This is a genomic window from Halorhodospira sp. 9621, assembly GCF_022228055.1.
GTDB lineage: Bacteria > Pseudomonadota > Gammaproteobacteria > Nitrococcales > Halorhodospiraceae > Halorhodospira > Halorhodospira halophila_A.
Map to the genome: position 1 here is coordinate 13,743 of NZ_JAJNRD010000020.1, position 23,279 is coordinate 37,021.

A 23,279-nucleotide genomic window follows, 5' to 3' on the forward strand; every position below is an offset into this window, starting at 1 on the left:
CAAGGAGGCAGCCTACTGTTGCCATGAACAGTGTATACAACGACACCAGCCCAGCGTATGCGGAACTCCACTGCCTGAGCGCCTTCACCTTCCGGCGCGGCGCCTCGCAACCCGAGGAACTCATCACCCGGGCCGCGCAGCTGGGATACCGCGCCCTGGCCCTCACCGACGAATGCTCGGTGGCCGGGGCGGTACGCGCTTGGCAGGCCGCCCGGCAACGCGGCCTGCACCTGATCGTCGGAACCGAGCTGCACCTGGCCGACGGGCCGCGCGTCGTCCTTCTCGCCCCCACCCGCCGGGCGTACGGACAGCTCTGCGCCCTGATCAGCCTGGCCCGCAGCCGCGCCGCCAAAGGGCGTTACCACGCCACGCGTGAGGATCTGGATACCGCCGCACCGGAGTGCATCGGGTTGCTCGTGCCGGATCCGCCCCTGCAGGAGACCGCCGACGCCGAGGCCCAGGCGCACTGGTTCGCACGACGCTTTGCCGGGCGCGGCTACCTGGCGGTGGAGCTGCTCGGCGGCCCCGACGACGACGCCCGCTGCCGGCAGCTGGAGGCCCGCGCCGCCGCCGTCGGCCTGCCGGCGGTGGCCGCCACCGGTGCCGAGATGCACACCCGGGGCCGTCGCGCCCTGCACGACACCCTGACCGCCATCCGCCACGGCCGCCCGGTGGCCGAGGTCACCCCCCATCTGGCCAGCAACGGCGAGCACCACCTGCGCCCGCGCGCCGCCCTGGCCCGGCGCTACCCGCACCACCTGCTGGCACAAAGCACGGCGGTGGCAGCGCGCTGCTCCTTCTCGCTGGACGAGCTGCGCTACGAGTACCCCGAGGAGGTCGTCCCCGAAGGCACGAGCCCGGCAGCGCATCTGCACCACCTGGTCGAGGCCGGGGCCCACCGGCGCTACCCCGACGGGGTGCCGCCGCGGGTACGGGCCAGCTACGAGCGCGAGCTGGCAATCATCGCCGAACTCGGCTACGAGCACTACTTCCTGACCGTCCACGATCTCGTCGCCTTCGCCCGCGGGCGCGGCATCCTCTGCCAGGGCCGCGGCTCGGCGGCCAACTCCGTCGTCTGCTTCTGCCTCGGCATCACCGAGGTGGACCCGGCCCACCAGTCGGTGCTCTTCGAGCGCTTCGTCTCACGCGAACGCGGCGAACCACCGGATATCGACGTGGACTTCGAGCACCACCGGCGCGAAGAGGTCATCCAGTACATCTACCAGCGCTACGGCCGGCACCGCGCCGCCCTGGCGGCCACGGTGATCGCCTACCGGCCCCGCTCAGCGGTGCGCGACGTGGCCAAGGCCCTGGGGCTGGCGCGGGAGACCGTCGAACGCCTGGCCAAGGGGCTGCAGCCGTGGGACCGCTCGGCGGCCGGCGACGAGCAGCTGCGCCGTGCCGGTCTAGACCCGGAGGGGCCCACCGCGCACCGACTGCATGTGCTCGCCAGCGAACTCCTCGGCTTTCCGCGGCACCTGTCGCAGCACGTCGGCGGCTTCGTGATCGCCCGCGGCCCGGTCACCGAGCTGGTGCCGATCGAGCCGGCCGCCATGGACGGGCGCACGGTGATCCAGTGGGACAAGGACGACCTGGAGGCGCTCGGCCTGCTCAAGGTGGACGTCCTCGCTCTGGGGATGCTCAGCGTGATCCGCCGCGCCTTCGAACTCATCCGCCATTGGCGCGGCCACGCCTGGACCCTGGCCACCCTGCCCCCGGCGGACCCGGCCACCTACGCCATGATCCGCCGCGCCGACACCCTGGGGGTGTTCCAGATCGAGTCGCGGGCGCAGATGGCGATGCTGCCGCGGATGCGCCCGCGCTGCTTCTACGACCTGGTCATCGAGATCTCCATCGTCCGCCCCGGCCCCATCCAGGGCGACATGGTCCACCCCTACCTGCGCCGGCGCGAGGGCAGCGAGCCGGTGGACTACCCCTCGGAGGAGGTGCGCGGGGTCCTGGAACGCACCCTCGGGGTGCCGATCTTCCAGGAGCAGGCCATGGAGCTGGCGGTGGTGGCCGCGGGATTCACCCCGGACGAGGCCGACCGGCTGCGTCGCTCCATGGCCGCCTGGCGCAAGAAGGGCGGGCTGGCACCGCTGCGCGAGCGGCTCATCGAGGGGATGCGCGAGCGCGGCTACGCCGACGCTTACGCCGAGCGGCTCTATCAGCAGATCGAGGGTTTCGGCGAGTACGGCTTCCCGGAGTCCCACGCCGCGAGCTTCGCGCTGCTGGTCTACGCCTCGGCGTGGCTCAAGTGCCATGAGCCAGCGGCCTTTGCCGCCGCCCTGCTCAACAGCCAGCCCATGGGTTTCTACGCCCCGGCGCAGATCATCCGCGATGCCCGGGAGCACGACGTGACGATCCACCCGGTGGACGTACGCTTCAGCGAGCCGACCTGTACCCTCGAGCCCACCCGGTCAACCGGCGATACGCAGCCGGCGCTGCGACTCGGGCTGAACCAGGTCCGCGGACTGTCCACCGCCGGCGCCGAGCGGCTGGCCGCCGCGCGCCGCCAGGCGCCCTTCACCGGGGTCAACGACCTCAAGCGCCGCGCCCGCCTGTCGCGGGCCGATATCCGCGCCCTGGCCCGCGCCGATGCCCTGCGCGGCATCGCCGGGCACCGCCGGGCGGCCAGCTGGGCGGCCCTGGGCGCTGACGCGGGCACCGCCTTGCTGCCCTCCCCGCCGGCCGAGACCGACCGGCCAAGCCTCGCACCGGCCCGGGAGTCCCAGGCGGTCCTCGCCGACTACGCCAGCACCGGCTTCAGCCTGCGCCGCCACCCGGTCGCCTTCCTCCGCCGACAGCTGCGCGATCGGCGCTACCGCAGCGCCGCCGAGTTGGCCGATGCGAAGGACGGCCGCCCGGTGCGGGCCGCGGGTCTGGTCATCAACCGCCAGCGCCCCGGATCGGCCGGAGGGATCACCTTCGTCACGCTGGAGGACGAGACCGGCCGGATCAACCTGGTGGTGCGCCGCGCCACCGCCGAGGCGCAGCACCGCCCCCTGCTCGAGGCCCGGCTGCTGGGGGTGGCCGGTACGTGGCAGTACCGGCACGGCGTCGGCCACCTGATCGCCGGCCGCCTGGAGGATCTCTCGGCCCTGATCGGCGAGCTGGACGTCCGTTCGCGGGACTTCAGCTAGCTCCCCTTCTTGAATGCCGACAGGCGCCGGCGCTCGCGCCGGTCAGGGCGGTGGCTCGGCCGTGGCATGGACGCCGCAGTCGCGCGGCGTTGCTCAGCCTGCCGCTGACGCCGCTCGCGGCTGGCCTCGGTCTCCTCGTAGAGGGTCTCCGCCACCCGGGCCGGCCCGCGTTCCTCGGCCACATCGCGGACGACCACCTCGAAACGCTGCTGCGCCTTCGTGATGGTCAGCCGGTCCCCGGGGCGCACCGCCCGGCTCGGCTTGGCCCGGGCGCCGTCCACATCGACCTTGCCCCCCTGCACCGCCTCGACGGCCAGCCGGCGGGTCTTGAAGAAGCGCGCCGCCCACAGCCAGCGATCGAGACGCACCGATGCCGAACGATCACTCATGCCCGCTGCCCCCTTGCCGAATCACTCGCTGCCCGGCTACCGGGCCCCTACAGGGTCAACTCGCGCGTCGCCACGATGACCCCGTCCTCGTCGGCGTAGAGCCAGTCGCCCGACTGGATCGTGGCCCCGGCGAAGGTCACCGAGACATCCCGCTCGCCCAGGCCCTTCTTCTGGCTCTTGAGCGGGTGGGTATTGAGCGCCTGGACGCCGAAGTCGATCTGCGCCAGCTCGGCGCTGTCGCGCACACAGCCGTAGATGACCGCCCCGGACCAGCCGTTATCCCGCCCCAGCGCCGCCAGCCGGTCGCCAAGCAGGGCGCACCGCATGGAGCCGCCGCCGTCGACCACCAGCACGCCGCCGTCGCCGGGCTCGCTGAGCAGCTCACGGACGCGGACGTTGTCCTCGAAGAGCTTGAGCGTGGTCACCCGGCCGCCGAAGCGGGTGCGCCCGCCGTAGCCGATGAGCATCGGGTTCATCACGCGCAGCTGCACGCCCGGGTCATCGGCGTGGGCATCACAGAGATCGGTGGTCAGCAGCGCCATGGCGCCTCCTGTCGTGACTCCAACTGGCTGGTATGCGGGGTGTTGGTTTAAGGTAACCGTCTGAACGCCGACTGGGTACCGAGGGCCATGAGCGCACAGCACGCAGCACACGCGCAAGCCGACACCGTCGCCGCCCTGGGAGGGTATCTCACCGCCCTGGCCGAGAGCCACGGGCAGGAGGAGGTCGTGCAGACCCTCTGCGAGACCGCGGCCCGGCTGCTGCCGCGCAGTTCCGGCGAGCTCTGGCAGCTCGCCCTCGACCGCGAGGGCTGGTACCACAGCGGCGGCTGGCAGGCCGGCGTCGTGCTTCCGCCCCAGGAGCGCTCCCTGCGCACGACGCTGCCGCGCGGCCCCACCGATGAGCTGCGCCTGCCCCTGCAGGCCCACGGCCTGACCGTCGCCGAGCTGCGCATCCCGTGCCCGGAGATCGAATCCGAGGCCGAGCAGGAGCTGCTGCGGAGCCTGGCCACCGCCGCAGCGATCAGCCTCTCCGGGCACGTCCTCAAGCGCCGGGTGCGCCACCGCAACGTCCGCGACCCACTCACCGGGCTGTTCAACCGGCGCTACCTGGAGGACACCCTGGAGCGTGAGCTCCACCGCGCCCGCCGCGTGAACGCCGGGCTGGTGCTGATCCGCCTGGAGGTGGACACCCTCGAGGCCTTCGCCGCCGAGCACGGCAGCGAGACCGCCGACCGGCTGCTGCAGGTGATGGCCGATGCCGTACACCACGCCTTCCGCGGCTCGGACGTCTGCTGCCGGGCTGGTGACAACGGCTTCGGGATCCTGCTGCCCGACGCCAGCCTGGACAACGGCGCCATGCGCGCCGAGGCGGTCCGGGAGGAGCTGGCCGAGCTGCGCATCCACCAGCGCGGTCGCCCCCTCGGCCCGGTGACTGTCTCCGCCGGAGTCGCCGCCTACCCGGACCACGGCAGCAACCGCGATCTGCTGCTCGAGGCGGCCGAGAGCGCGGTCACCTGCGCCCTCGACGAGGGCGGCGACCTGCTCCGCGTGGCCGAACTCATCGCGCCCCCGAACGCCAACCAGAACTGACCGAACCGGAGAGGAACCACCTTGTCTGCCGAAACCCTGCGCGTCACCTACCACCTGACCTGCCGCCCCGGCGAAGACCCCCACGACAAGGCCAAGGGCATCGCCCTGGAGCAGAGCGCCGAGCTGCCCTCGCGCTGCATCCCGGCGCACGTCTACGACGACGTGGTGCCAACGATCCAGGAGCTGACGGCCCTCGACGACGGTCGCCACCGCCTGGTCCTGGACTTCCCGGAGGCGATCACCGGTCTCGAGCCGACGCAGCTGATCAACAACCTGTTCGGCAACATCTCGCTCAAGAGCGGAATCCGCCTGGCCGACGTCGAGTGGACGCCCAACCTGCTGCAGGCCCTGGGCGGCCCGCGCTACGGCACCACCGGCGTGCGCGAGATGCTCGGCATCGCCGAGCGGCCGATGAGCTCTACGGCGCTCAAGCCCCTGGGGCTGGATACCGCCACGCTGGCCGGCTTCTGCGCCGACTTCGCCCGCGGCGGCATCGACCTGATCAAGGACGACCACGGCCTTTGCGATCAGGACACCTCGCGCTTCGTCGACCGGGTGCAGGCGTGCCAGCAGGCCGTCAATGAGGTCAACGCCGAGACCGGCGGCCGCTCGCTCTACCTGCCCAACGTCACCGGGCCGCGCTGGGAGCTGGACAAGCGCCTGGACGCCGCCCAGGAGGCCGGCTGCAAGGCGGTGCTCATCTGCCCCTTCCTGACCGGCCTCGACGCACTGATCTGGGCCCGGGAGCGCTACGACATGGCGCTGATGGCCCACCCGGCCTTCGCCGGGGCCGTGGCCGGCGCCGAGCACGGCATCGACCCCGCCCTGCTGCTCGGCGAGATCACCCGGCTCTTTGGCGCCGATATGGTCGTCTACACCAACGCCGAAGGGCGCTTCCCGACCTACGATCAGGCCCTGTGTGACCGCATCAACGACCGCCTGCGCCGGCCACTGGGCGACATCCGCCCCGCCCTGCCCACCCCGGGCGGCGGGGTCGACGCCGAGCGGGCGCCTTACTGGGCCGAGCGCTACGGCCCGGACGTCGTGCTGCTGATCGGCGGCAGCCTCTACGCCCAGGGCGACCGGGTCGCCGCGGCGCGCCGGCTGCAGGACGTGGTGGAGGGCCGTTAGCGGCATGACCGGCGAGGAGCACGACGCCTCCCGCGTCCTGCGCGAGCAGGGCTACCGCTGGGAGGGCATCGAGGAAGAGGCCTACAAGGCGGAGGGCACCCACTTCAGTGGTGCCCGCCGCCAGACCCTGGTCGGCCGTCCGTCCGGGCAGGAGGCTCCGGCCTTCGAGACCCGCTACTTCGAGGTGGAGCCCGGCGGCTACACGACGCTCGAGCGCCACGAGCACACCCATGTGGTCATCGTGGTGCGCGGCCGCGCCGAGGTGGTCCTCGACAACCGGGTCGAGGTCGTCACCCCGCTGGATTGCGTCTACATCGCCCCGCGGGCCTGGCACCAGATCCACGCCACCGGCGGCGACGAGCCGCTGGGCTTTCTCTGCATCGTCGACCGCGACCGCGACCGCCCGCAGCGCCCGGATGGCGACGATCTGGCCGGACTCTGCGCCGAACCGGCGGTCGCCCGACGCATTCGCACCTGAAGCCACCGAGGCCCCGGACCCCCGTTGGAAGCGATTCCCGTCAGCCTGCTCTTCGCCGCCCTCGGCGGCCTGATCGTCCTCTCCGGCTGCTTTTCGGGCTCGGAGACGGCGCTCATGTCGCTCAACCGCTACCGCATGCGTCACCTGGCCAAGCAGGGCCATCGCGGTGCACGCATCGCCGAGCGGCTCCTGCAGCGACCGGACCGGGTCCTCGGGGTGATCCTGCTCGGCAACAACTTCGTCAACATCGCTGCCTCCTCCCTGGCGACGCTGATCGCCCTGCGCCTGCACGGCGAGAGCGCCATCGCCGTGGCCGCCGGCCTGCTGACGCTGGTGATCCTGATCTTCGCCGAGGTGGCACCCAAGACGCTCGCCGCCGTCCATCCAGAGCGCGTGGCCTTCCCGGCCAGCTACGTGCTGTGGCTGCTCCTGCGCCTGCTCTACCCCCTGGTCTGGCTAGTCAATGCGGCGGCGAACGCCCTACTGAGCATCGTCCGGGTGCGGGTCGAGGACGTCAGCGCCGCCGAGCTCAGCCAGGAGGAGCTGCGCACCGTCGTCAACGAGGCCGGCAACATGATCCCCCGCCGCCACCGGCACATGCTGGTGAGCATCCTCGACCTGGAGGAAGCGACGGTGGAGGACATCATGATCCCGCGCACGGAGATCGTCGGCATCGACCTCGACGATCCGTGGCCGGAGACCCTGGAACGGCTGACCAACAGCCAGTACACCCGCATGCCCGTCTACCGCGGCACGGTGGACCACGTCCTGGGGTTCGTGCATGTGCGCCGGATCGTCGGCGACCTGGTCCGCGGCAGCTTCACGCCGGAGGACCTCCAGGCCCGGCTGCACGAGCCGTTCTTCATCCCGGAGGGCACCGGGCTGCACACCCAGCTGTTGAAGTTCCAGCGCCAGCGCGAGCGCGTCGGGCTGGTGGTGGACGAGTACGGCGAGATCCTGGGCCTGGCGGCCCTGGACGATATCCTCGAGGAGATCGTCGGCGAATTCACGACGGATCCGGGCACGCTGACCCGCTCGATCACCCGGCAGGAGGATGGAACCTATCTGGTCGAGGGCAGCGCGACGATCCGGGAGCTGAATCGGGTACTGGGCTGGGAGCTGTCGACCAGCGGGCCGAAGACCCTGAACGGGTTGATCCTCGAGCGGCTGGAGACCATCCCCGAGGCGGGCACGAGCCTGCTGATCGACGGTTATCCGGTGACCATCGTGCAGACCCAGGGCAATCGGGTGAAGACGGCGGAGATCCAGCCGGAGCGCCCGCCCTCGGTCCGGCGCGAGTCGTAGCGCGCCCGCGGCCACCCCGCCCGCCGGCGGGCCTCGGGCGATGTGCAGGGCTGCCGCTTTGTGGGGCCTGCCGCCGCGCATTTGGGCGCGCCGAGCCGCGCAGCCCCGACGGGGGGTGAGCGCGAACCTTTACCGGTTCGCGCTCATCAGCGAGGTCTTGTCCGAGCGGCGCGTTAGCGCCGCGAGTTGAGCGAGCGGCCCCGGCGGGGCGAGCAGCGCAGGGAACCCCGCCGCAGGCGGGGCGCGCACATCCGCGCGGCGGCAGGCCCCACACCGCGGCAGCTTCCGTCTCCAACCTCACCAAACCCGCCGGCGGGCGGGGTGACCGCGGCCCGGCGGACTGCTCGCGGATCAGAGGGCGGCGACTTCCTGCCACTCGTCCTCGGTCAGGAGCTTGTTGGCGTCGACCAGGATCAGCAGCCCATCCTCGCGGCTGACCACCCCGTAGATGTAGCGCGACGACTCCTCGTTGCCCACGTTTGGCGCCGTATCGATCTGCGCCTCGCGGACGCTGGCCACCTCATCGACGCTATCCACCAGGATCCCGGCGACGTTCTCCGCCACCTCCATGACGATGATCCGGCTCTGCTTGTCGGGTTCCCGCGACTGCATCCCGAAGCGCAGCCGGGTGTCGATCACTGTCACCACCTTGCCGCGCAGGTTGATGATGCCCAGCACGAATTCCGGCGCGCCGGGGACCGGCGCGATCTCGGACAACGGCAGGACCTCCTGGACCTGCATCACGTTGATGCCGTAGTGCTCATTGCCGAGCTTGAAGGTCACCCACTGGGAGGTCGGCCCCTCGGCGAGCTCGGCATCCTCATCGTACTGTGCCTGTTCGTAAGCCATGTATTCCCCTCGCTACGGGTTTAACGGGAGCCGGCGGGGCCATTCTGCCCCCCGGCGGCGGGGGATGCCAGGGTGCCCCCGACGCCGCCCTCCTGCTCGAGCATGTCGGCGAAGGCGTCGGGATCCACCAGCGCACAGAGGTGCTCGCGCACCGTACCCGCCAGCCAGCGCCGCCGGCCCTGAGCCGAGCGCCACTGCACCTGATCCGGGGTGAGCTTGAGCACCGCGCCCACCTCGCGGCAGGCCAGCCCCCAGTTGCCGTCGCCGACGATGATGATCTTCCCGGCGCGGCGCTCCTCGAGCGGCGGACGACGGTCTTCGGGCAGGACCAGCTCGGCGGTGTCGACGACCTGAACATACCGCCCCCGGTGGTCGAGGAGCCCGTGCATCCACCCCGGCTGCCCCACGGTGGGCTCGACCTCGTCGGGATCCTCCCACGGCACCACCCGGTGGAGCTTGACCAGGGGCACCGCCAGGCGAAGCGCGCCCACGTGCAGGGTCAGCGCCTGGAAGAAGGGACGCGCCCACGCCGGGGTGGGGTCGGTCGGCGGCTCCTGGCCGCCTCCCGTAGCCCCGGCCCGTGGCCGGGGCGGCGCTGCGGTCTCGGCGGACGGCGGGTGCGCTTCGGGCTCGCCGGGGGCCGTCTCCGGCGGGGCCACCGACGGCGGCGGCGCCTGCGGCATCCGCGGGCGCTCGGCCACCCGGCTCGGCGGCGTCTCCCGGGTACGGGCCGGTTGCCGCTCGGCAGCCGGCGGCGGCCCGGTGGGTGCCGACCCCGACGCAGGCTCCGCATCCGGCGCCCGCGGGGCCGGTGCCGGCTCCGCCTGCGGGGCATCGGATGCCGGTGCTTCCGCCTCCGCCTCCGGAGTGTAGTCCTCGACGTCGTCGAGCAGGGCCTGGAGGTACTCCCCCAGGGCGCGCTGGTGATCGGGAAGCCCCTTGCCCGGATCCTCCTCAGACATGGCCGGCCACCTCGTTGTCACGCTCGCGCTCGCCGCGGGTCAAGTGATCGAGCAGCTTACGAAAGGCCAGGCTGCCGCGGCACCAGGGCTGCATCACGGTCAGCGGCAGGCCTTCGCGGCTGGCCTCGCGGAACTGGGTATCCACCGGGATGGCACCGGGCCAGACCCGCTCGCCGTGGCGCTGCTGCAGTTCCTCCAGGGCCCGAGTCGCGGCCCGGGTCCGCCGGTCATAGAGCGTCGGGACGATGGTGTACGGCAGGGCACGGGGCCGCGAGCGCTCGATCATCTCCAGGGTATGGACCATCCGCTCCAGCCCCTTGAGAGCCAGGAACTCAGTCTGCACCGGCACGATCAGCCGCTCACAGGCGGCCAGGGCGTTGACCATCAGCACGCCGAGCATCGGCGGGCAATCGAGCAGGGTGTAGTCGAAGCGGTGGGCCATGGTGCTCAGGCCGCGGCGGATGACCAGCCCCATCCCCTTGCGGCTGCCCAGCTGCCGGTCGAGGGTCGCCAGAGAGGTGGACGCCGGCAGCAGGTGCAGCCCCTGCACCGCGGTGGGCACACTCATCGCCTCGGGGTCGACACCCCGCCCCTGGTGGCGGAAGAGCTCGTAGAGGTTCGGCTCGACCTCCTCCGGGTCGTAGCCGAAGTAGCTGGTCAGCGAGCCGTGGGGATCGAGGTCGACCACCAGCACCGAGCTGCCGCGCTGGGCGAGCAGCCCGGCCAGGCTGGTGACGACGGTGGTCTTGCCGACGCCGCCCTTCTGATTGGCCACGGTCCAGATGCGCATAGGCCTGCGATCCTGCCCGCTAGCGGAGGCGGGCGAGTTCGTCTCCGATCCGGTCCAGGGGCAGCACCTGGTCGGTGAGCCCGGCCCGGGTCACCGCCGCAGGCATGCCGTAGATGACGCTGCTCGCCTCGTCCTGGCTCCACACCCAGCAGCCGTTATCCTTGAGCAGCCGGGCCCCTTTGGCCCCGTCGGAGCCCATGCCGGTGAGCACGATGCCCAGCACCCCGCCCGGGGCCAGCCGGGCCAGCTCGCTGAAGGCGATGTCGACGCTCGGCTTGTAGTGGTGGTCACTCTGCCCCTCGTAGGTGTAGACGCTGAGTGCGCCGCTACGCCCGCGCACCCCCAGATGCCGGCCTCCGGGAGCGAGCAGGACCTCGCCCGGGCGCAGCATGTCGTCATCGGCCGCCTCACGCACGCGCACCTGGCAGAGCTCGTTGAGACGCTCGGCGAAGGCCGGCGTGAAGGAGGCCGGCATATGCTGGATCACCAGCACGGGTACCGGGAAGCTCGCTGGCAGCCGCGTCAGCACCCGCTGCAGGGCCACCGGACCGCCGGTGGAGCAGCCGATGACCACCGCCTGCAGGTCGGCCAGGCGCGGAGCGCCGCGCGCGCCCCGCCGGGGGCCTGCCGCGGGGGCAGTGGCAGGCTCGGCTGCCGGGGTCGGGGACTCGGCCGGGGACTCGGGCGCGAGCTCGCCGCCCGTCCTCCGCCGGGTCGACGGCGCCGTCGAGGCAGGGGTGCGCCGGGGTCGGTCGGCCTCACCGCCAGCCGGAGGGGGTGTCGGGGCGGGGGAGCGGGCCTGGGAGGCGGCCGCCTGCCCGCCCCGGGAACCGCCGCCGCGACGACCGCCGCCAAGCTCCACCAGCCGCTCGCAGAGCTGCCGCTGGACCGCTTCCATATCCCCGGAGAGGTCGGCGAAACGCTTGGGGATGAAATCGGCGGCGCCGGCCTCCAGCGCCTCGATGGTGGCCCGTGCGCCCTCGTGGGTGAGCGAGGAGAACATCAGGACCGGGGTGGGCCGGCGCTGCATGATCTCGCGGACCGCCGAGATGCCGTCGAGCTCGGGCATCTCGATGTCCATGGTGATGACGTCCGGGCACAGGCGCTGGGCCAGGGACACGGCCTGGCGTCCATCGCCAGCCTCGCCGCAGACCTCGAGACGCGGGTCCTGCTCGACCATGGCGCGGATGCGCCGGCGGAAGAAGCCGGAATCGTCGACCACCAGAACCCGAATGCTCACCCAGTCCTCCTCTACGAGCGACGCGCGCCCCGCGCCCGGGCGGCCTACAGCCGCTTGCCGTAGGCCTTGATCAGGCTCGGGATGTCGACGATCAGGGCGATCTGCCCGTCGCCGGTGATGGTCGAGCCGGCCAGCCCCGGCAGGCCGTGGAGCAGCGCGCCCAGGGGCTTGATGACCACCTCCTCGAGACCGATGACCTCGTCGACGACAAAGCCGACGGCCTGGTTGCCGACGATGACCGTGATGACCTGCCGCTCGTCCTCGGCCTCCTCGCCGTTGGCCATCTCGCGCTTGGTGGTGAGCACCGGCTCACCGGCCTGGCTGAGCCAGCGCTCCAGGAAGAACAGCGGCATGGCCTTGTCGCGGACGATGGCCACCAGGCGGTTGTTGACCACGTTGGTGCGCACGTCCTGGAGTTCGAAGATCTCGCGCACCACGGACATGGGCAGGGCGAACTTGCGCCCGGAGACCTTGACCATCAGCGTCGGCAGGATGGCCAGGGTGAGCGGCAGCTGGATGCGCATGACCGTGCCACGGCCCAGCTCGGAGTCGATGTCCACGGTGCCGTTGAGCCGCGAGAGACTGTTCTTGACCACGTCCATGCCCACGCCGCGGCCGGAGACGTCGGAGATCTCCTCCTTGCTCGAGAACCCGGCGTGGAAGATCAGGCTGTACGCCTCCTTGTCATCGAGCCGCGAGGCCGACTCCTCGTCCATCATGCCCTTTTTCACCGCCAGGCCGCGCAGCTTGTCCGGGTCCATCCCGCGCCCGTCGTCGGCGATGGTCAGCAGGATGTGATCCCCCTCCTGCTCGGCGGACAGGGTCACCGTGCCCTGGCGGGGCTTGCCGGCGGCCTCGCGCTCATCCGGGTACTCCACGCCGTGATCCACGGCGTTGCGCACCAGGTGGACCATGGGGTCGGCCAGGGCCTCGACCATGTTCTTGTCCAGGTCGGTGTCTTCGCCGCGGGTCTCCAGCGTGACCTCCTTGTCGAGTTGCCGGGCCAGGTCGCGGATCACCCGGGGGAAACGGCCGAAGACCTTCTTGATCGGCTGCATGCGCGTCTTCATCACCGAAGACTGCAGGTCGGAGGTGACCAGCTCCAGATCGCTGACCGCCTGGCCGAGGCGATCGTCGTCGAGCTCGTTGCGCAGGTTGGAGAGGCGGTTGCGCACCAGCACCAGCTCGCCGACGAGGTTCATGATCTCGTCGAGCTTGGCGGTATCCACCCGCACCGAGGCCTCGACCTTGTTGCCGCCACCCCCGGCATCGGCACCCGTGCCACCCTTGTCGGCACCGGCACCACCACCGCCCCCACCACCCTGGCCGCCGCCGGCGGCCGGCTTGCGGGCGGGGGCATCGGCCTGCGGCGCCGCCGGGGTCGACTCCGCCGCAGCGGCCGGCTCGGGCTCCCGGGGGGCCGCCGGCGCGTCGGCCGCCTGCGGCTCGCCCGCCTGCGGCTCGCCAGCCGCGGCCGCGCCGGGTGGGGGCGGCGCCGAAGCGCTTTGCGCATCGTCGCCCGCGCCTTCGACCGCCGGCGGCGACGCGTCCTTGCCGGGCGCTGCTCCGGGGCCGTAGAGGCTGTCGAGCAGCTGCTCGAACTCCTCCTCGGTGATCTCGTCGTCCCCGCCGCCCGAGGCCGGTTCGGCGGCCTCCGCGGCCGGATCCTCGGCCACCGGCTTGCCCTGGTGCTGACCTTTGCCGTGGAGCTCGTCGAGCAGCTGCTCGAACTCAGCGTCGGTGATCTCGTCGCCGCCTCCGGAGGTGGCGGCCTCGTCGCCGTCGTCCAGGGCGGTGAGCAGCTCATCGAACTCGGCGTCGCTGTCGTCGCCGGTCTGCTCTTGCTGGGAGGCCGGCTGCTGCTCCTGCGCTGCCCCTGCGGCGGCGGCCGGCGGCGCACCGGCATCCGCCTGCTTGAGCCGGTCGAGCTCCTGGAGCAGCTCCGCCGAGGCCGGTTCCGGGTCGCTGCCGTTCTCGATCTGCCCGAACTGCGCGACCACCACATCGAGCGCGCGCAGGACGGTGTCCATCAGCTCCGGCGAGACCTGCTTCTCGCCATTGCGCAGCAGGTTGAAGACGTCCTCGGTGCGGTGGCAGACCTCAACCAGCGGATCGAGCCCGAGGAACCCGGCGCCCCCCTTGATGGTGTGGAAGCCGCGGAAGACCGAATTGAGCAGATCCTGGTCCTCGCCGTGCTGCTCCAGATCCACCAGCTGCTCGCCCAGCCGGTCGAGGATCTCCCGAGACTCGACCAGGAAGTCCTGCACGATGTCGTCGTCGAGGTCGATGGCCATGCTCGGCCTCCGCTGTTGTTGGGCTTCTCGGTGCCCGGGCTAAAACCCCAGGCTCGACAGAAGATCGTCCACTTCGTCCTGCCCGCTGACCACGTCGTCGCCACCCTTGCCGGGCATGGTCGGCCCCTCGCCGCGGCGCATCCGCTCGCTGGCCACCTCGGCGTCCTCGGCCGGCCGGGTGGAGGGCTGCTGGCCTTCCTCCTCGAAGCGCTGCCCGGAGATGCGCACCAGCTGGACCAGGTTCGACTCGACCTCCTCGACCAGGGCGATGACCTTGCGGATGATCTGCCCGGTCAGGTCCTGGTAGTCCTGGGCCATCAACGCCTCGTTGAGCTGATCGCTGATCTGCCGGCTGTCTGCCTGGACCCGGTTGAGGAAGCCATCCAGCTCGCGGGAGAGCTCGCGGAAGTCCTCGACATTGAGCTCGCGGCGCTGGAAGGCCTGCCAGCGCTCCGCCAGCCGTGCCCCCTCCTCGGCCAGCTCCTGCGCCAGCGGCGCACTGCCCTCGATCACCGTCAGGGTGCGGTGGGCGGCCTGCTCGGTCATCGTGATGACGTAGTTCAGGCGCTCGCGGGCATCGGGGATCTCCTGGGAGGTGATATCGGCCAGGCGCTCGTCGTAGTTGAACGCCTTGATCGCCTCGTGCAGATCCCGGGTCAGCGTCCCCAGCTCGCGGAAGAGCTCGGTCTCCCGCAGGTGGGTCAGGTCGTCGATGACCGTCTGGGCACCCTCGCTGTCCCCGGCGTCGACGTGCTCCAGTAACTGCTGCGCGGCGCGGCGGTACGCCTCGAGGTCGGCGCCGCTGCTGCCCTGCTCCCGGCGCATGCTGCTCATCCCCCGCCTGCCTGGACCCGCTCGAAGATCTTGTCGATCTTCTCGCGCAGCGTCGCCGCGGTGAAGGGCTTGACGATGTAGCCGTTCACCCCGGCCTGCGCCGCCTCCATGATCTGCTCGCGCTTGGCCTCGGCGGTGACCATCAGCGTGGGCAGGTCCTTGAGATTGGCGTCGGCACGGACGTGCTTGAGCAGTTCCAGACCGGTCATGCCCGGCATGTTCCAGTCGGTGATCAGAAAGTCGATCCCGCCCTTCTGCAGGATGGGCAGCGCCGTGTTGCCGTCGTCGGCCTCGACCACGTTGTTGTAGCCGAGTTCGCGCAACAGGTTCTTGATGATCCGCCTCATCGTGGAGAAATCGTCCACAACGAGGATCTTCATGTTCTTGTCCGCTGCCACATTGCCCCCCTATCTCGAGGCCTTGCCAAAGCCGTGCTACGCCGTTCGTTCCTGCTGCTCGCGCCGCCACTCCCCGAGACGGTTGCGCAGCTTGAGCATGATCCGGCCGTGGATCTGGCTGACCCGCGACTCCGAGACCCCGAGCACCTCGCCGATCTCACGCAGGTTGAGTTCCTCATCGTAGTAGAGCGCCATGACCAGGCGCTCGCGCTCGGGCAGCTCCCGGATCGCCTCGGCCAGCTCGCCCTGGAACGCCTCGTCCTGCAGCATGGCCAGGGGGCCGGGGTCGTGCCCGGCGGGCTCGTGGGGCTCGCCGGTGCCCGGATCCTCCTGGTCGATGCTGAAGACCTTCGCCGAGGACACATCCTGCAGGATATTGTGGTATTCCGCCACCGAGATCCCCAGGGCCTCGGCCACCTCGTGGTCGCGGGCATCCCGCCCGGTCCGGTGCTCGATGCTGCGGATGGCTTCGGCCACCTCGCGGCCCTTGCGGTGGACCGAACGCGGCGTCCAGTCGAGCCGGCGCATCTCGTCGAGCATGGCGCCGCGGATGCGGATGCCGGCGTAGGTCTGGAAGCTCGCCCCCTGGGAGGAGTCGTACTGGCGCGCCGCCTCGAGCAGGCCGATCATACCGGCCTGGATCAGGTCCTCGAGCTGCACGCTCGGCGGCAGGCGGCTGGCCAGATGGTGGGCGATCCGCTTGACCAGCGAGGCGTGGCGGGTGACCAGATCCTCGTCGCCCTGCTGTGCCACCGCGGTGTACATCGCGTGACCATTCATCAGGTCACCTCTCCCCCCATGCTGCTGTATTCGATCAGTCGCTCGACGAAGAACTCCAGGTTCCCGGTGGCCCCCGAGGGGGTCGGCCACGCGTCGATTCGCCGCGCCAGATCACCGAACGCCCGCGCCGAGGGGCTGTTCGGGTAGGTCTCGACCACCGGCTGCTGCTTCTGCACCGCCCGGCGTAGGCGATCATCCTCCGGGATGGCGCCGATGAAGTCCAGGTTCAGGTCGAGGAAGCGCTCGGTGGCCACGGCCAGCTTCTGGTGCAGCATCTGCCCCTCGCGGCGGCTGCGCACGCGGTTGGCGACCAGGTGGAAGCGCTCGACCCCGTAGCGGTTGAGGACCTTGATCAGGGCGTAGGCATCGGTGATCGACGAGGGCTCATTGCAGGCGACGATGACCAGTTCGCGGCAGGCGCGCACGAAGCTGACCACGCTCTCGGAGATGCCCGCCGCGGTGTCGACGAGCAGCACATCCACCTCGCGCTGGAGCTCGCTGAAGCAGCGGATCAGCCCGGCGTGCTCGGCGGCGGTGAGCTCGGCCATGCGCTGGGTGCCCGAAGAGGCGGGCACGATGGTAAAGCCGCCGGGGGCCTCGACGAGGACCTCATCGAGGCTCGCCTCGCCGGCGAGCACGTGGGAGAGGTTGAGCTTGGGCGACAGGCCCAGGGCCACGTCGACGTTGGCCAGCCCCAGATCGGCGTCGAAGAGCATCACCTCCTGGCCCATGCGACTGAGCGCAGTGGCCAGATTCACGGAGACGTTGGTCTTGCCGACCCCGCCTTTGCCGCCGGTGACGGCGACCACCTTGACCGGTCTGGTTTTCGCCATCCTGCGCAACCCCGCCGCCTGATCGAGGCCTGGCTCTGTCAGGAACATGCGCCTCCCCCACCGAGAGCCAATGCCAGGGCTTCCTCGTCGGCCTCCTGAACGTGCTCGTCCAGCAGCGCACACGCCCGGTGCACGAGTGTATCACCCCTGGCCGCCTGAAGGTCTTCCGGCACCCGCTGCCCCACGGCCAGATAGGCGATAGGCAGCTTGGTGCGCAGGGCGCAGGTCATCGCCCCGCCCAGGCTGGAGGCCTCGTCGACCTTGGTGAAGATGCAGCCCACCGGCTCGGCGCCGGCGAAGGCGCTGACCGATTCGGTCAGCGTCGCCATCTGGGTGGCCGCTGAGAGCACCAGGTAGGTCTTCACCAGCCCCTCGGCGCTGCCCAGGGTCTTGAACTGCTCGGCCAGACGCACGTCGCGCTGGCTCATGCCCACGGTGTCGATGAGCACCAGGCCGCGGTCCATCAGATCGTCGACGATGGTCCGCAGCTCATGGCGGTTGGTGGCGGTGTAGACGGGCACATCGAGGATGCGGGCGTAGGTCAGCAGCTGGTCCTGGGCGCCGACCCGGTAGTTGTCGGTGCTCACCAGTGCCACCTGCTCGCGGCCGTGGCGCAGGGCGTAGCGCGCCGCCAGCTTGGCCACCGTGGTGGTCTTGCCGACGCCGGTGGGGCCGACCAGGGCGTAGACCCCGCCGCGGTCGACGATCTCGTCGCCGGCGATGGGCAGGTGCCGGGCGATCAGGGCCAGCGCCTTGCGGAAGGCGGTGTCGGGGTTCTCGTCGCCGCCAATGTGATCGGCCAGCTTGCGGCTGACTTCGGTGCCCATGCCGAGATCCGTGAGCCGTTTGATCACCGTGGCTCGGGCCGGGTGGCGGTGACCCATGCGGTTCCACTCGAGCAGCGAGAGCTGGTTCTCGAAGAGGCTGCGCAGGGTGCGGATCTCCTCGCGCATCTCCTGGAAGGCCGGCTCCTCCTCGACGCGACGGCGGCTCGCACCGGAGCCACCCCCGGTAGACGGGCCCTCCTGGTTGCCGGCGCTGGCCGCCTCGGCGGCGGCCCCCATGGCGGCGGCGTGCTCGACCCCGCCGAGCCCCTGGCCCCGGTCGCCACCGGGCTCGCCGCCGCTGGCCGCCCCGCCCCGACCACGCGCCGGCCGGGAGGCCGGCTCGCGTCGCGGCTGCTCGGCGCGCTTGCGCTCCACCTCCTGGTGCTCGCGGCTGAGGGCGTCGAACAGTTCGGCGTCCTCGTCGGCGCCGCCGACGCGCAGATCGATACGCGGCTCGCGGCGCTCGCCGCCGCTGCGCTCCTGGCCGGAACTGCGATGGGCGGCCGCGTTGGCACGGGCCCGCTCCGCCGCGCCGGTGTCGATGCGCGGCCGCCCGCGGGACGGGCCGCCCCCCTCACGCTGCGGCAGGGCGTCGTCGGCCACCGCACCACCGGCGCGCAGACTGCGCAGGCGGGCCAGTGCCGCCTCGCGAGCACGGCCGGCCTCATCCTCGGCCGGCTCCGCCTGCCCGGACGGCTCGTCCTCGGCGGCGGGCAGGTCCGGCTCACCGGGGCGCGGGCCCGGCGAGCCGTCCAGGGGCGGGATCTCGGCGGCCCGCGGATCCTGCGCGCGGGCCGCCGCCTGAACGGCGCGCTCGTCGTAGTCCACCGCCGAGATCACCTCGACGCCGCCGTCGACATTGCGCGACGAGATCACCACGGCATCCGGGCCGTGCTGCTCCTTGACCTTGCGCAGCGCCTCGCGGGTATTGGCGGCGAAGATTCGCTTGATTCGCATGGTGCGTTACCCCTGCTTGCCCGATTCCTCCTGCCCCTGACCGACGTTGGCGATGATGCGCACCTGCCGGTCATCCGGGACCTCGTTGTAGGACAGGACGTAAAGCCCCGACGCCACGTTGCGGGACAGCCGCCGCAGCCAGTGGCGCAGCGGCGGTGACGTCAGCAATACGGCGGGCTGACCGGCGGCTTCTTGACGCTCCGCCGCCTGGGCGATCGAGCGCTGCATGCGCTCGGCCAGCCCGGGCTCGATGCCGCCGCCCCCGTCCCCGGCACCCTGCACGGAATTAAGCAAGAGTTGTTCCAGCTGCGGCTCCAGGGTGATCACCGGCACCTCGCGCTGCATGCCGACGATCTCCTGGACGATCATGCGGCTGAGCGCCTCGCGCACGTGCTGAGTCAGCTGCCCCGGGTCCTTGGTCTTCTGCCCGTGCTCGGCCAGCGCCTCGACGATGGAGCGCATGTCCCGGATGGGCACGCCCTCCTCGAGCAGATTCTGCAGCACCTTGACCACCGTGGACAGGCTCAGGGTGTTGGGCACCAGCTCCTCGACCAGCTTGGGCTGGCTCTGGCCGAGCATGTCGAGCAGCTTCTGCGCCTCCTCGTGGCCGAAGAGCTGATGGGCGTTGCGCTGCACCTCCTGGGAGAGATGGGTGGCGATCACCGTGCTGGCGTCCACCACCGTGTAGCCCAGGGTCTGCGCGTAATCGTGCTGCGACGGCTCGATCCACACCGCGTCGAGACCGAAGGCCGGATCCTTGGTCGGCGTCCCGGAGAGCTCGCCGTGGACCGTCCCGGGGTTGATGGCCAGCTCGCGGCCGGGCTGCACGTCGCCCTCGGCCACGGGTACGCCGTGGATGCTGACCCGGTAGACGTTGGGTCCCAGATCGAGGTTGTCGCGGATGTGCACCGGCTGGACCAGGAAGCCCAGGTCCTGGGAGAGCTTCTTGCGCACCCCCTTGATCCGGGTCAGCAGCTGCCCGCCCTGATTGCGGTCGACCAGCGGGATCAGGCCGTAACCCACTTCCAGGCCCACCGGGTCCACCGGGGGCACGTCGTCCCAGGTGAGCTCTTTCTGCTCGGGGTCCTCCCGCTCGGCATCGGCCTGCTCGGATGCCGCGGGCTGCTGAGCCGCGGCGGCCGCCTCGGCCTCGCGCCTGCCGGCGTACCACGCCCCCAGCGCGCACAGCCCGGCGAAGAAGAGAAACGGCACCGGCGGCAGCCCCGGCGCCAGACCAAGCAGGCCGATGATCCCGGCGACGACCCAGAGCACCCGCGGGTTGCTGAACAGCTGCTCCATGATGTCGTCGGTCATCCGCCGCGTATCCGAGCGGCGGGTGACCAGGATGGCCGTCGCGCTGGAGAGCACCAGCGAGGGGATCTGCGCCACCAGGCCGTCGCCGATGGTCAGCAGGGTGTAGTTGCGGGCGGCCTCGTCGGCCGGCATGCCGTGCTGGGTCATGCCGATGATCAGCCCGCCGACGATATTGATCAGCAGGATCAGGATGCCGGCGATCGCGTCACCGCGGACGAACTTGGCGGCACCGTCCATGGAGCCGTAGAAGTCGGCCTCCTGCGCCACCTCCTGGCGCCGGTTGCGCGCCTCCTCCTGGCTGATGATCCCGGCGTTGAGGTCGGCGTCGATGGCCATCTGCTTGCCGGGCAGCGCATCCAGGGTGAAGCGCGCCGAGACCTCGGAGATGCGCCCGGCGCCCTTGGTGACCACGACGAAGTTGATGATCACCAGGATGGCGAAGACCACGAAGCCGACCACGTAGTTGGCGCCAACGACGAACTCGCCGAACGACTGGATGACGTTGCCCGCCGCGTCGGTGCCGGTATGACCGTCGAGGAGGATGATCCGCGTCGAGGCGATGTTCAGCGCCAGGCGCAGCAGCGTGGCCACCAGCAGGATCGTCGGGAAAACCGCGAACTCCAGCGGCCGCATGATGTAGACGGTGACCAGGAGGATCGACAGCGACAGGACGATGTTGAAGGTGAACAGCATGTCCAGCGCCAGCGGCGGCAGGGGCACGATCATCATCGCCAACAGGGCAATGACCAGCAGCGGCGTACCCAGCCCCCGGGAGCCGAGGCTGCGGATCTGATCGGCGATGGCCGAATTCATCGGCGGCTATCCCCTCCTGGCTCATCGGATGGTGCACCGCCGCCGGCGTCGTAGCCCGACGGAACCTCCGGCTCGGGCCGCTGCGGCGGCGTCCAGCCGCGGCGCTGCGCGGCCTGGAACTGGTAGACGTAGGCCAGCACCTGGGCGACGGCGAAGTAGAGCGCGCCCGGGATCTCCTGGTCCAGATCGGCGGAATGATACAAGGCCCGTGCCAGCGGCGGGGCCTGGAAGATCAGGATGTCGTTCTCCTCGGCGATCTGGCGGATGCGCGCAGCAAGCAGGTCGGCGCCCTTGGCCACCACCGTGGGCGCACGCATGGACGACTGATCGTACTTGAGCGCGACAGCGTAGTGGGCCGGGTTGGTGATGACCACATCGGCATCGGGGACCTGCTCCATCATCCGCCGGTTGGTCATCTCCCGCTGCTGCTCGCGGACCCGCTGCTTGACCTCCGGCTTGCCCTCGGTCTGCTTGAACTCCTCTTTGACCTCCTGGCGGGTCATGCGGATCTTCTGGGTGTGGTCGTAGATCTGGTAGGGGATGTCGATGGCCACCACCACCAGCATCGACAGTGCCAGCAGGAAGAAGAAGATGTAGAACAGCCGCATGCCCTCGGCCATGGAGGGCTCGAGGGGGGCCCGGCTCATGGTGTAGAAGTTGTCCCAGAAGAGCACGAACAGCCCGACGGCGGTGCCGCCGATGACCAGCACCTTGCCCAGGGCCTTGCCCAGCTCCACCGCCGCCTTGGTCCCGAACATGCGCTGAAACCCCTTGATGGGGCTGAGCTTCTCGGGCTTGGGCTGCATCGGGTGAAAGGAGAAACTCCACCCGCCCAGGGCGGTGGGGGCGATCAGCGCGGCGAGCAGCATCACGGCGATGAACGGCAGCACCGTGAGCAACCCCCGCCCGAGCGCCTCGTGCAGCCGCTCGATGAGGATCCCCGGATCGTAGATGTGGCTACGATCAATGGTGAATGACCACTCGAGCAGCGACGTCAGCTGACCGCCCATGAAGGGACCGAGCGCCAGCAGCGCGCCGGCGGCCACCAGCAGCACCAGCATGGTGGTCAGCTCCCGCGAGCGCGGGATCTGCCCCTTCTTGCGCGATTCCTCGCGCCGTTTCGGGGTCGGATCCTCGGTTTTTTCCTGCCCGTCTTCGCTCTCCTGGGCCACGGCCTACCCCCCGATCCCCGGTGTACCGAGCAACGATCCGATGGTGTTGTACGCCTCGCTCCACATCATGGCCATGCGCGCCGGCAGCGCCGGCAGGACCAGGATGGGCATCAGGACGCCGCCGACCAGGATGGTCAGCGGCAGACCGACGGAGAAGACGTTCATCTGCGGCGCGGCGCGGGTCATCACGCCCAGCGAGAGGTTGATGACCAGCAGGACGGTGACCAGCGGCAGCGCGATGAGTACGGCACCCGCGTACATCTGCGTCCCCCAGGCCGCGACACCCCAGAACACGTCCCGATCCAGGGCGATCTCGCCGATAGGCACCGCCGCGAAGCTGTCTGCCAGCAGCTGGATCAGCATCAGGTGCCCGCCGACGGCGAGGAAGAGCAGCGTGACGATGGTCAGCAGCAGCTGGGAGATCACCGGCACCGACATGCCCGTCTGCGGGTCCACCATGGTGGCAAAACCCAGCCCCATGGCCAGGGCAATGCTCTCACCGGCGATCACCGCCGTGTTCAGCGCCAGGGCCAGGATCATGCCGATGGTCAGCCCCACCAGCACCTCCTGGACGGCGATCAGCAGGCCGTCCGCCGAGAGCGGATCCACCGGGGGCACCTCGCCCACCGCCGGAAGCACGGCGATGGTCAGGGCCACGCCGATGAACACCCGCACCTGCAGCGGGATCATGTCGTTGCCGAACACCGGCGCCACCAGGGCCGCCGCCCCGATGCGCATCAGCGGGTACATGAAGGTACCCACCCACGCGGCCGCTTCGGCGCTGCTGATCTCCATTCAGCGCAGGATCTCCGGGATGCTGCGGATGAGCCCCTCGGTGAAGTCGGTCAGGACCTGGGTCATCCACGGCGTGAGCAGGAACAGCACCACCGCCAAGCCGGCGAGCTTGGGCACGAAGGAGAGGGTCTGCTCGTTGATCTGCGTGGCCGCCTGGAACATGCCGACGATCAGGCCGATGATCAGCGCCGCCAACAGGATCGGCCCGGCCAGGAGCGTGGCCACGGTGAGCGCGTCCGTGCCCAGCTGAATCGCCCGCTCGGGTGTCATAGACAACCTCCATTAAAGGCTTGCCGCTAGCGGCCGGCACCGGCCGACCGGCTCCGGCCGGGTCGGCAGCTTTTTGCCGTTCGGCGCCCCGCCATTGCCGCCGGCGGCAAGGT

Annotated in this window: 21 protein-coding genes; 5 read left to right on the plus strand and 16 right to left on the minus strand. The window is 70.7% G+C overall.

What is annotated here, in order from left to right; all coding sequences use genetic code 11:
- The first annotated feature begins 23 nt into the window (after window positions 1–23).
- Window positions 24–3,143, plus strand: a complete 3,120-nt coding sequence (locus tag LRF89_RS09625) for an error-prone DNA polymerase (RefSeq protein WP_238637002.1) — start codon at window positions 24–26, stop codon at window positions 3,141–3,143.
- Here LRF89_RS09625 and LRF89_RS09630 read toward each other — a convergent pair.
- Together LRF89_RS09630 and rraA are read right to left on the minus strand one after the other, a co-directional pair.
- Window positions 3,140–3,532 (minus strand): RNA-binding S4 domain-containing protein, encoded by a 393-nt coding sequence (locus LRF89_RS09630; RefSeq protein ID WP_238637003.1) that lies wholly within the window; start codon window positions 3,530–3,532, stop codon window positions 3,140–3,142. The genes LRF89_RS09625 and LRF89_RS09630 overlap by 4 nt on opposite strands.
- A gap of 47 nt (window positions 3,533–3,579) precedes the next feature.
- The gene (rraA, locus tag LRF89_RS09635; RefSeq protein ID WP_201168440.1) at window positions 3,580–4,074 is read right to left on the minus strand and encodes a ribonuclease E activity regulator RraA; all 495 of its coding nucleotides are present in this window, start codon (window positions 4,072–4,074) and stop codon (window positions 3,580–3,582) included.
- 87 nt (window positions 4,075–4,161) lie between these two features.
- Here rraA and LRF89_RS09640 point away from each other — a divergent pair, with 87 nt between their 5' ends.
- The 4 genes from LRF89_RS09640 to LRF89_RS09655 are packed head-to-tail and all read left to right on the plus strand — an operon-like array spanning window position 4,162 to window position 8,038.
- Window positions 4,162–5,124 carry a GGDEF domain-containing protein gene (locus LRF89_RS09640; RefSeq protein ID WP_201243140.1) on the plus strand — a complete coding sequence of 321 codons (963 nt, stop codon included), beginning with the start codon at window positions 4,162–4,164 and terminating at the stop codon, window positions 5,122–5,124.
- 21 nt (window positions 5,125–5,145) lie between these two features.
- A complete protein-coding gene (locus LRF89_RS09645) occupies window positions 5,146–6,255 on the plus strand; it encodes a RuBisCO large subunit C-terminal-like domain-containing protein (protein ID WP_201168443.1) in 1,110 nt (369 codons plus the stop codon).
- Between the two features lie 4 nt (window positions 6,256–6,259).
- On the plus strand, window positions 6,260–6,733 hold the full coding sequence (locus tag LRF89_RS09650; protein ID WP_201168444.1) for a cupin domain-containing protein: 474 nt from the start codon (window positions 6,260–6,262) through the stop codon (window positions 6,731–6,733).
- A 24-nt stretch (window positions 6,734–6,757) separates the two neighbouring features.
- Entirely contained in the window at window positions 6,758–8,038 is a 1,281-nt protein-coding gene (locus LRF89_RS09655; protein ID WP_201168446.1) for an HlyC/CorC family transporter, read from the plus strand.
- A 351-nt stretch (window positions 8,039–8,389) separates the two neighbouring features.
- Here the strand turns inward: LRF89_RS09655 and LRF89_RS09660 are convergent, their stop codons facing one another.
- The 14 genes from LRF89_RS09660 to fliQ are packed head-to-tail and all read right to left on the minus strand — an operon-like array spanning window position 8,390 to window position 23,166.
- A complete protein-coding gene (locus LRF89_RS09660; protein ID WP_201168447.1) occupies window positions 8,390–8,887 on the minus strand; it encodes a chemotaxis protein CheW in 498 nt (165 codons plus the stop codon).
- 20 nt (window positions 8,888–8,907) lie between these two features.
- On the minus strand, window positions 8,908–9,849 hold the full coding sequence (locus LRF89_RS09665) for a chemotaxis protein CheW (protein WP_238637004.1): 942 nt from the start codon (window positions 9,847–9,849) through the stop codon (window positions 8,908–8,910).
- A complete protein-coding gene (locus LRF89_RS09670) occupies window positions 9,842–10,639 on the minus strand; it encodes a ParA family protein (RefSeq protein ID WP_238633590.1) in 798 nt (265 codons plus the stop codon). The genes LRF89_RS09665 and LRF89_RS09670 overlap by 8 nt, the downstream gene beginning before the upstream one ends.
- Before the next feature lie 19 nt (window positions 10,640–10,658).
- Complete coding sequence (locus LRF89_RS09675) at window positions 10,659–11,879, minus strand: protein-glutamate methylesterase/protein-glutamine glutaminase (protein WP_238637005.1); 1,221 nt, start codon at window positions 11,877–11,879, stop codon at window positions 10,659–10,661.
- 44 nt (window positions 11,880–11,923) lie between these two features.
- On the minus strand, window positions 11,924–14,173 hold the full coding sequence (locus LRF89_RS09680; protein ID WP_238637006.1) for a chemotaxis protein CheA: 2,250 nt from the start codon (window positions 14,171–14,173) through the stop codon (window positions 11,924–11,926).
- Window positions 14,174–14,212: 39 nt separating this feature from the next.
- Window positions 14,213–14,998, minus strand: coding sequence for a protein phosphatase CheZ (locus LRF89_RS09685; protein ID WP_201168690.1), 786 nt, complete (start codon window positions 14,996–14,998; stop codon window positions 14,213–14,215).
- A 5-nt stretch (window positions 14,999–15,003) separates the two neighbouring features.
- On the minus strand, window positions 15,004–15,387 hold the full coding sequence (gene cheY, locus LRF89_RS09690; RefSeq protein ID WP_201168465.1) for a chemotaxis response regulator CheY: 384 nt from the start codon (window positions 15,385–15,387) through the stop codon (window positions 15,004–15,006).
- Window positions 15,388–15,441: 54 nt separating this feature from the next.
- Window positions 15,442–16,185 carry an RNA polymerase sigma factor FliA gene (locus LRF89_RS09695; RefSeq protein WP_201168468.1) on the minus strand — a complete coding sequence of 248 codons (744 nt, stop codon included), beginning with the start codon at window positions 16,183–16,185 and terminating at the stop codon, window positions 15,442–15,444.
- Window positions 16,185–17,018: a MinD/ParA family protein gene (locus LRF89_RS09700; protein ID WP_274519788.1), complete on the minus strand. Its 834-nt coding sequence runs from the start codon at window positions 17,016–17,018 to the stop codon at window positions 16,185–16,187. Before LRF89_RS09700 ends, LRF89_RS09695 begins: the two co-directional genes overlap by 1 nt.
- 38 nt (window positions 17,019–17,056) lie before the next feature.
- Window positions 17,057–18,802 (minus strand): flagellar biosynthesis protein FlhF, encoded by a 1,746-nt coding sequence (gene flhF, locus LRF89_RS09705; RefSeq protein ID WP_238633587.1) that lies wholly within the window; start codon window positions 18,800–18,802, stop codon window positions 17,057–17,059.
- Between the two features lie 6 nt (window positions 18,803–18,808).
- Complete coding sequence (gene flhA, locus LRF89_RS09710) at window positions 18,809–20,929, minus strand: flagellar biosynthesis protein FlhA (RefSeq protein WP_238633586.1); 2,121 nt, start codon at window positions 20,927–20,929, stop codon at window positions 18,809–18,811.
- On the minus strand, window positions 20,926–22,101 hold the full coding sequence (flhB, locus tag LRF89_RS09715; protein ID WP_201168474.1) for a flagellar biosynthesis protein FlhB: 1,176 nt from the start codon (window positions 22,099–22,101) through the stop codon (window positions 20,926–20,928). Before flhB ends, flhA begins: the two co-directional genes overlap by 4 nt.
- Before the next feature lie 3 nt (window positions 22,102–22,104).
- Complete coding sequence (gene fliR, locus LRF89_RS09720; RefSeq protein WP_201168477.1) at window positions 22,105–22,896, minus strand: flagellar biosynthetic protein FliR; 792 nt, start codon at window positions 22,894–22,896, stop codon at window positions 22,105–22,107.
- Complete coding sequence (gene fliQ / locus LRF89_RS09725; RefSeq protein WP_201168480.1) at window positions 22,897–23,166, minus strand: flagellar biosynthesis protein FliQ; 270 nt, start codon at window positions 23,164–23,166, stop codon at window positions 22,897–22,899. It lies immediately after the preceding gene.
- Between the last annotated feature and the right edge of the window lie 113 nt (window positions 23,167–23,279).

Excerpts from the sequence above, each read along its gene's own strand:
- LRF89_RS09625 (WP_238637002.1), top strand. The coding sequence starts at position 24 with ATGAACAGTGTATACAACGACACCAGCCCAGCGTATGCGGAACTCCAC.
- LRF89_RS09630 (WP_238637003.1), bottom strand. The coding sequence starts at position 3,532 with ATGAGTGATCGTTCGGCATCGGTGCGTCTCGATCGCTGGCTGTGGGCG.
- rraA (WP_201168440.1), bottom strand. The coding sequence starts at position 4,074 with ATGGCGCTGCTGACCACCGATCTCTGTGATGCCCACGCCGATGACCCG.
- LRF89_RS09640 (WP_201243140.1), top strand. The coding sequence starts at position 4,162 with ATGAGCGCACAGCACGCAGCACACGCGCAAGCCGACACCGTCGCCGCC.
- LRF89_RS09650 (WP_201168444.1), top strand. The coding sequence starts at position 6,260 with ATGACCGGCGAGGAGCACGACGCCTCCCGCGTCCTGCGCGAGCAGGGC.
- LRF89_RS09660 (WP_201168447.1), bottom strand. The coding sequence starts at position 8,887 with ATGGCTTACGAACAGGCACAGTACGATGAGGATGCCGAGCTCGCCGAG.
- LRF89_RS09665 (WP_238637004.1), bottom strand. The coding sequence starts at position 9,849 with ATGTCTGAGGAGGATCCGGGCAAGGGGCTTCCCGATCACCAGCGCGCC.
- LRF89_RS09670 (WP_238633590.1), bottom strand. The coding sequence starts at position 10,639 with ATGCGCATCTGGACCGTGGCCAATCAGAAGGGCGGCGTCGGCAAGACC.
- LRF89_RS09680 (WP_238637006.1), bottom strand. The coding sequence starts at position 14,173 with ATGGCCATCGACCTCGACGACGACATCGTGCAGGACTTCCTGGTCGAG.
- LRF89_RS09685 (WP_201168690.1), bottom strand. The coding sequence starts at position 14,998 with ATGCGCCGGGAGCAGGGCAGCAGCGGCGCCGACCTCGAGGCGTACCGC.
- cheY (WP_201168465.1), bottom strand. The coding sequence starts at position 15,387 with ATGAAGATCCTCGTTGTGGACGATTTCTCCACGATGAGGCGGATCATC.
- LRF89_RS09695 (WP_201168468.1), bottom strand. The coding sequence starts at position 16,185 with ATGAATGGTCACGCGATGTACACCGCGGTGGCACAGCAGGGCGACGAG.
- LRF89_RS09700 (WP_274519788.1), bottom strand. The coding sequence starts at position 17,018 with ATGGCGAAAACCAGACCGGTCAAGGTGGTCGCCGTCACCGGCGGCAAA.
- flhF (WP_238633587.1), bottom strand. The coding sequence starts at position 18,802 with ATGCGAATCAAGCGAATCTTCGCCGCCAATACCCGCGAGGCGCTGCGC.
- flhA (WP_238633586.1), bottom strand. The coding sequence starts at position 20,929 with ATGAATTCGGCCATCGCCGATCAGATCCGCAGCCTCGGCTCCCGGGGG.
- fliR (WP_201168477.1), bottom strand. The coding sequence starts at position 22,896 with ATGGAGATCAGCAGCGCCGAAGCGGCCGCGTGGGTGGGTACCTTCATG.
- fliQ (WP_201168480.1), bottom strand. The coding sequence starts at position 23,166 with ATGACACCCGAGCGGGCGATTCAGCTGGGCACGGACGCGCTCACCGTG.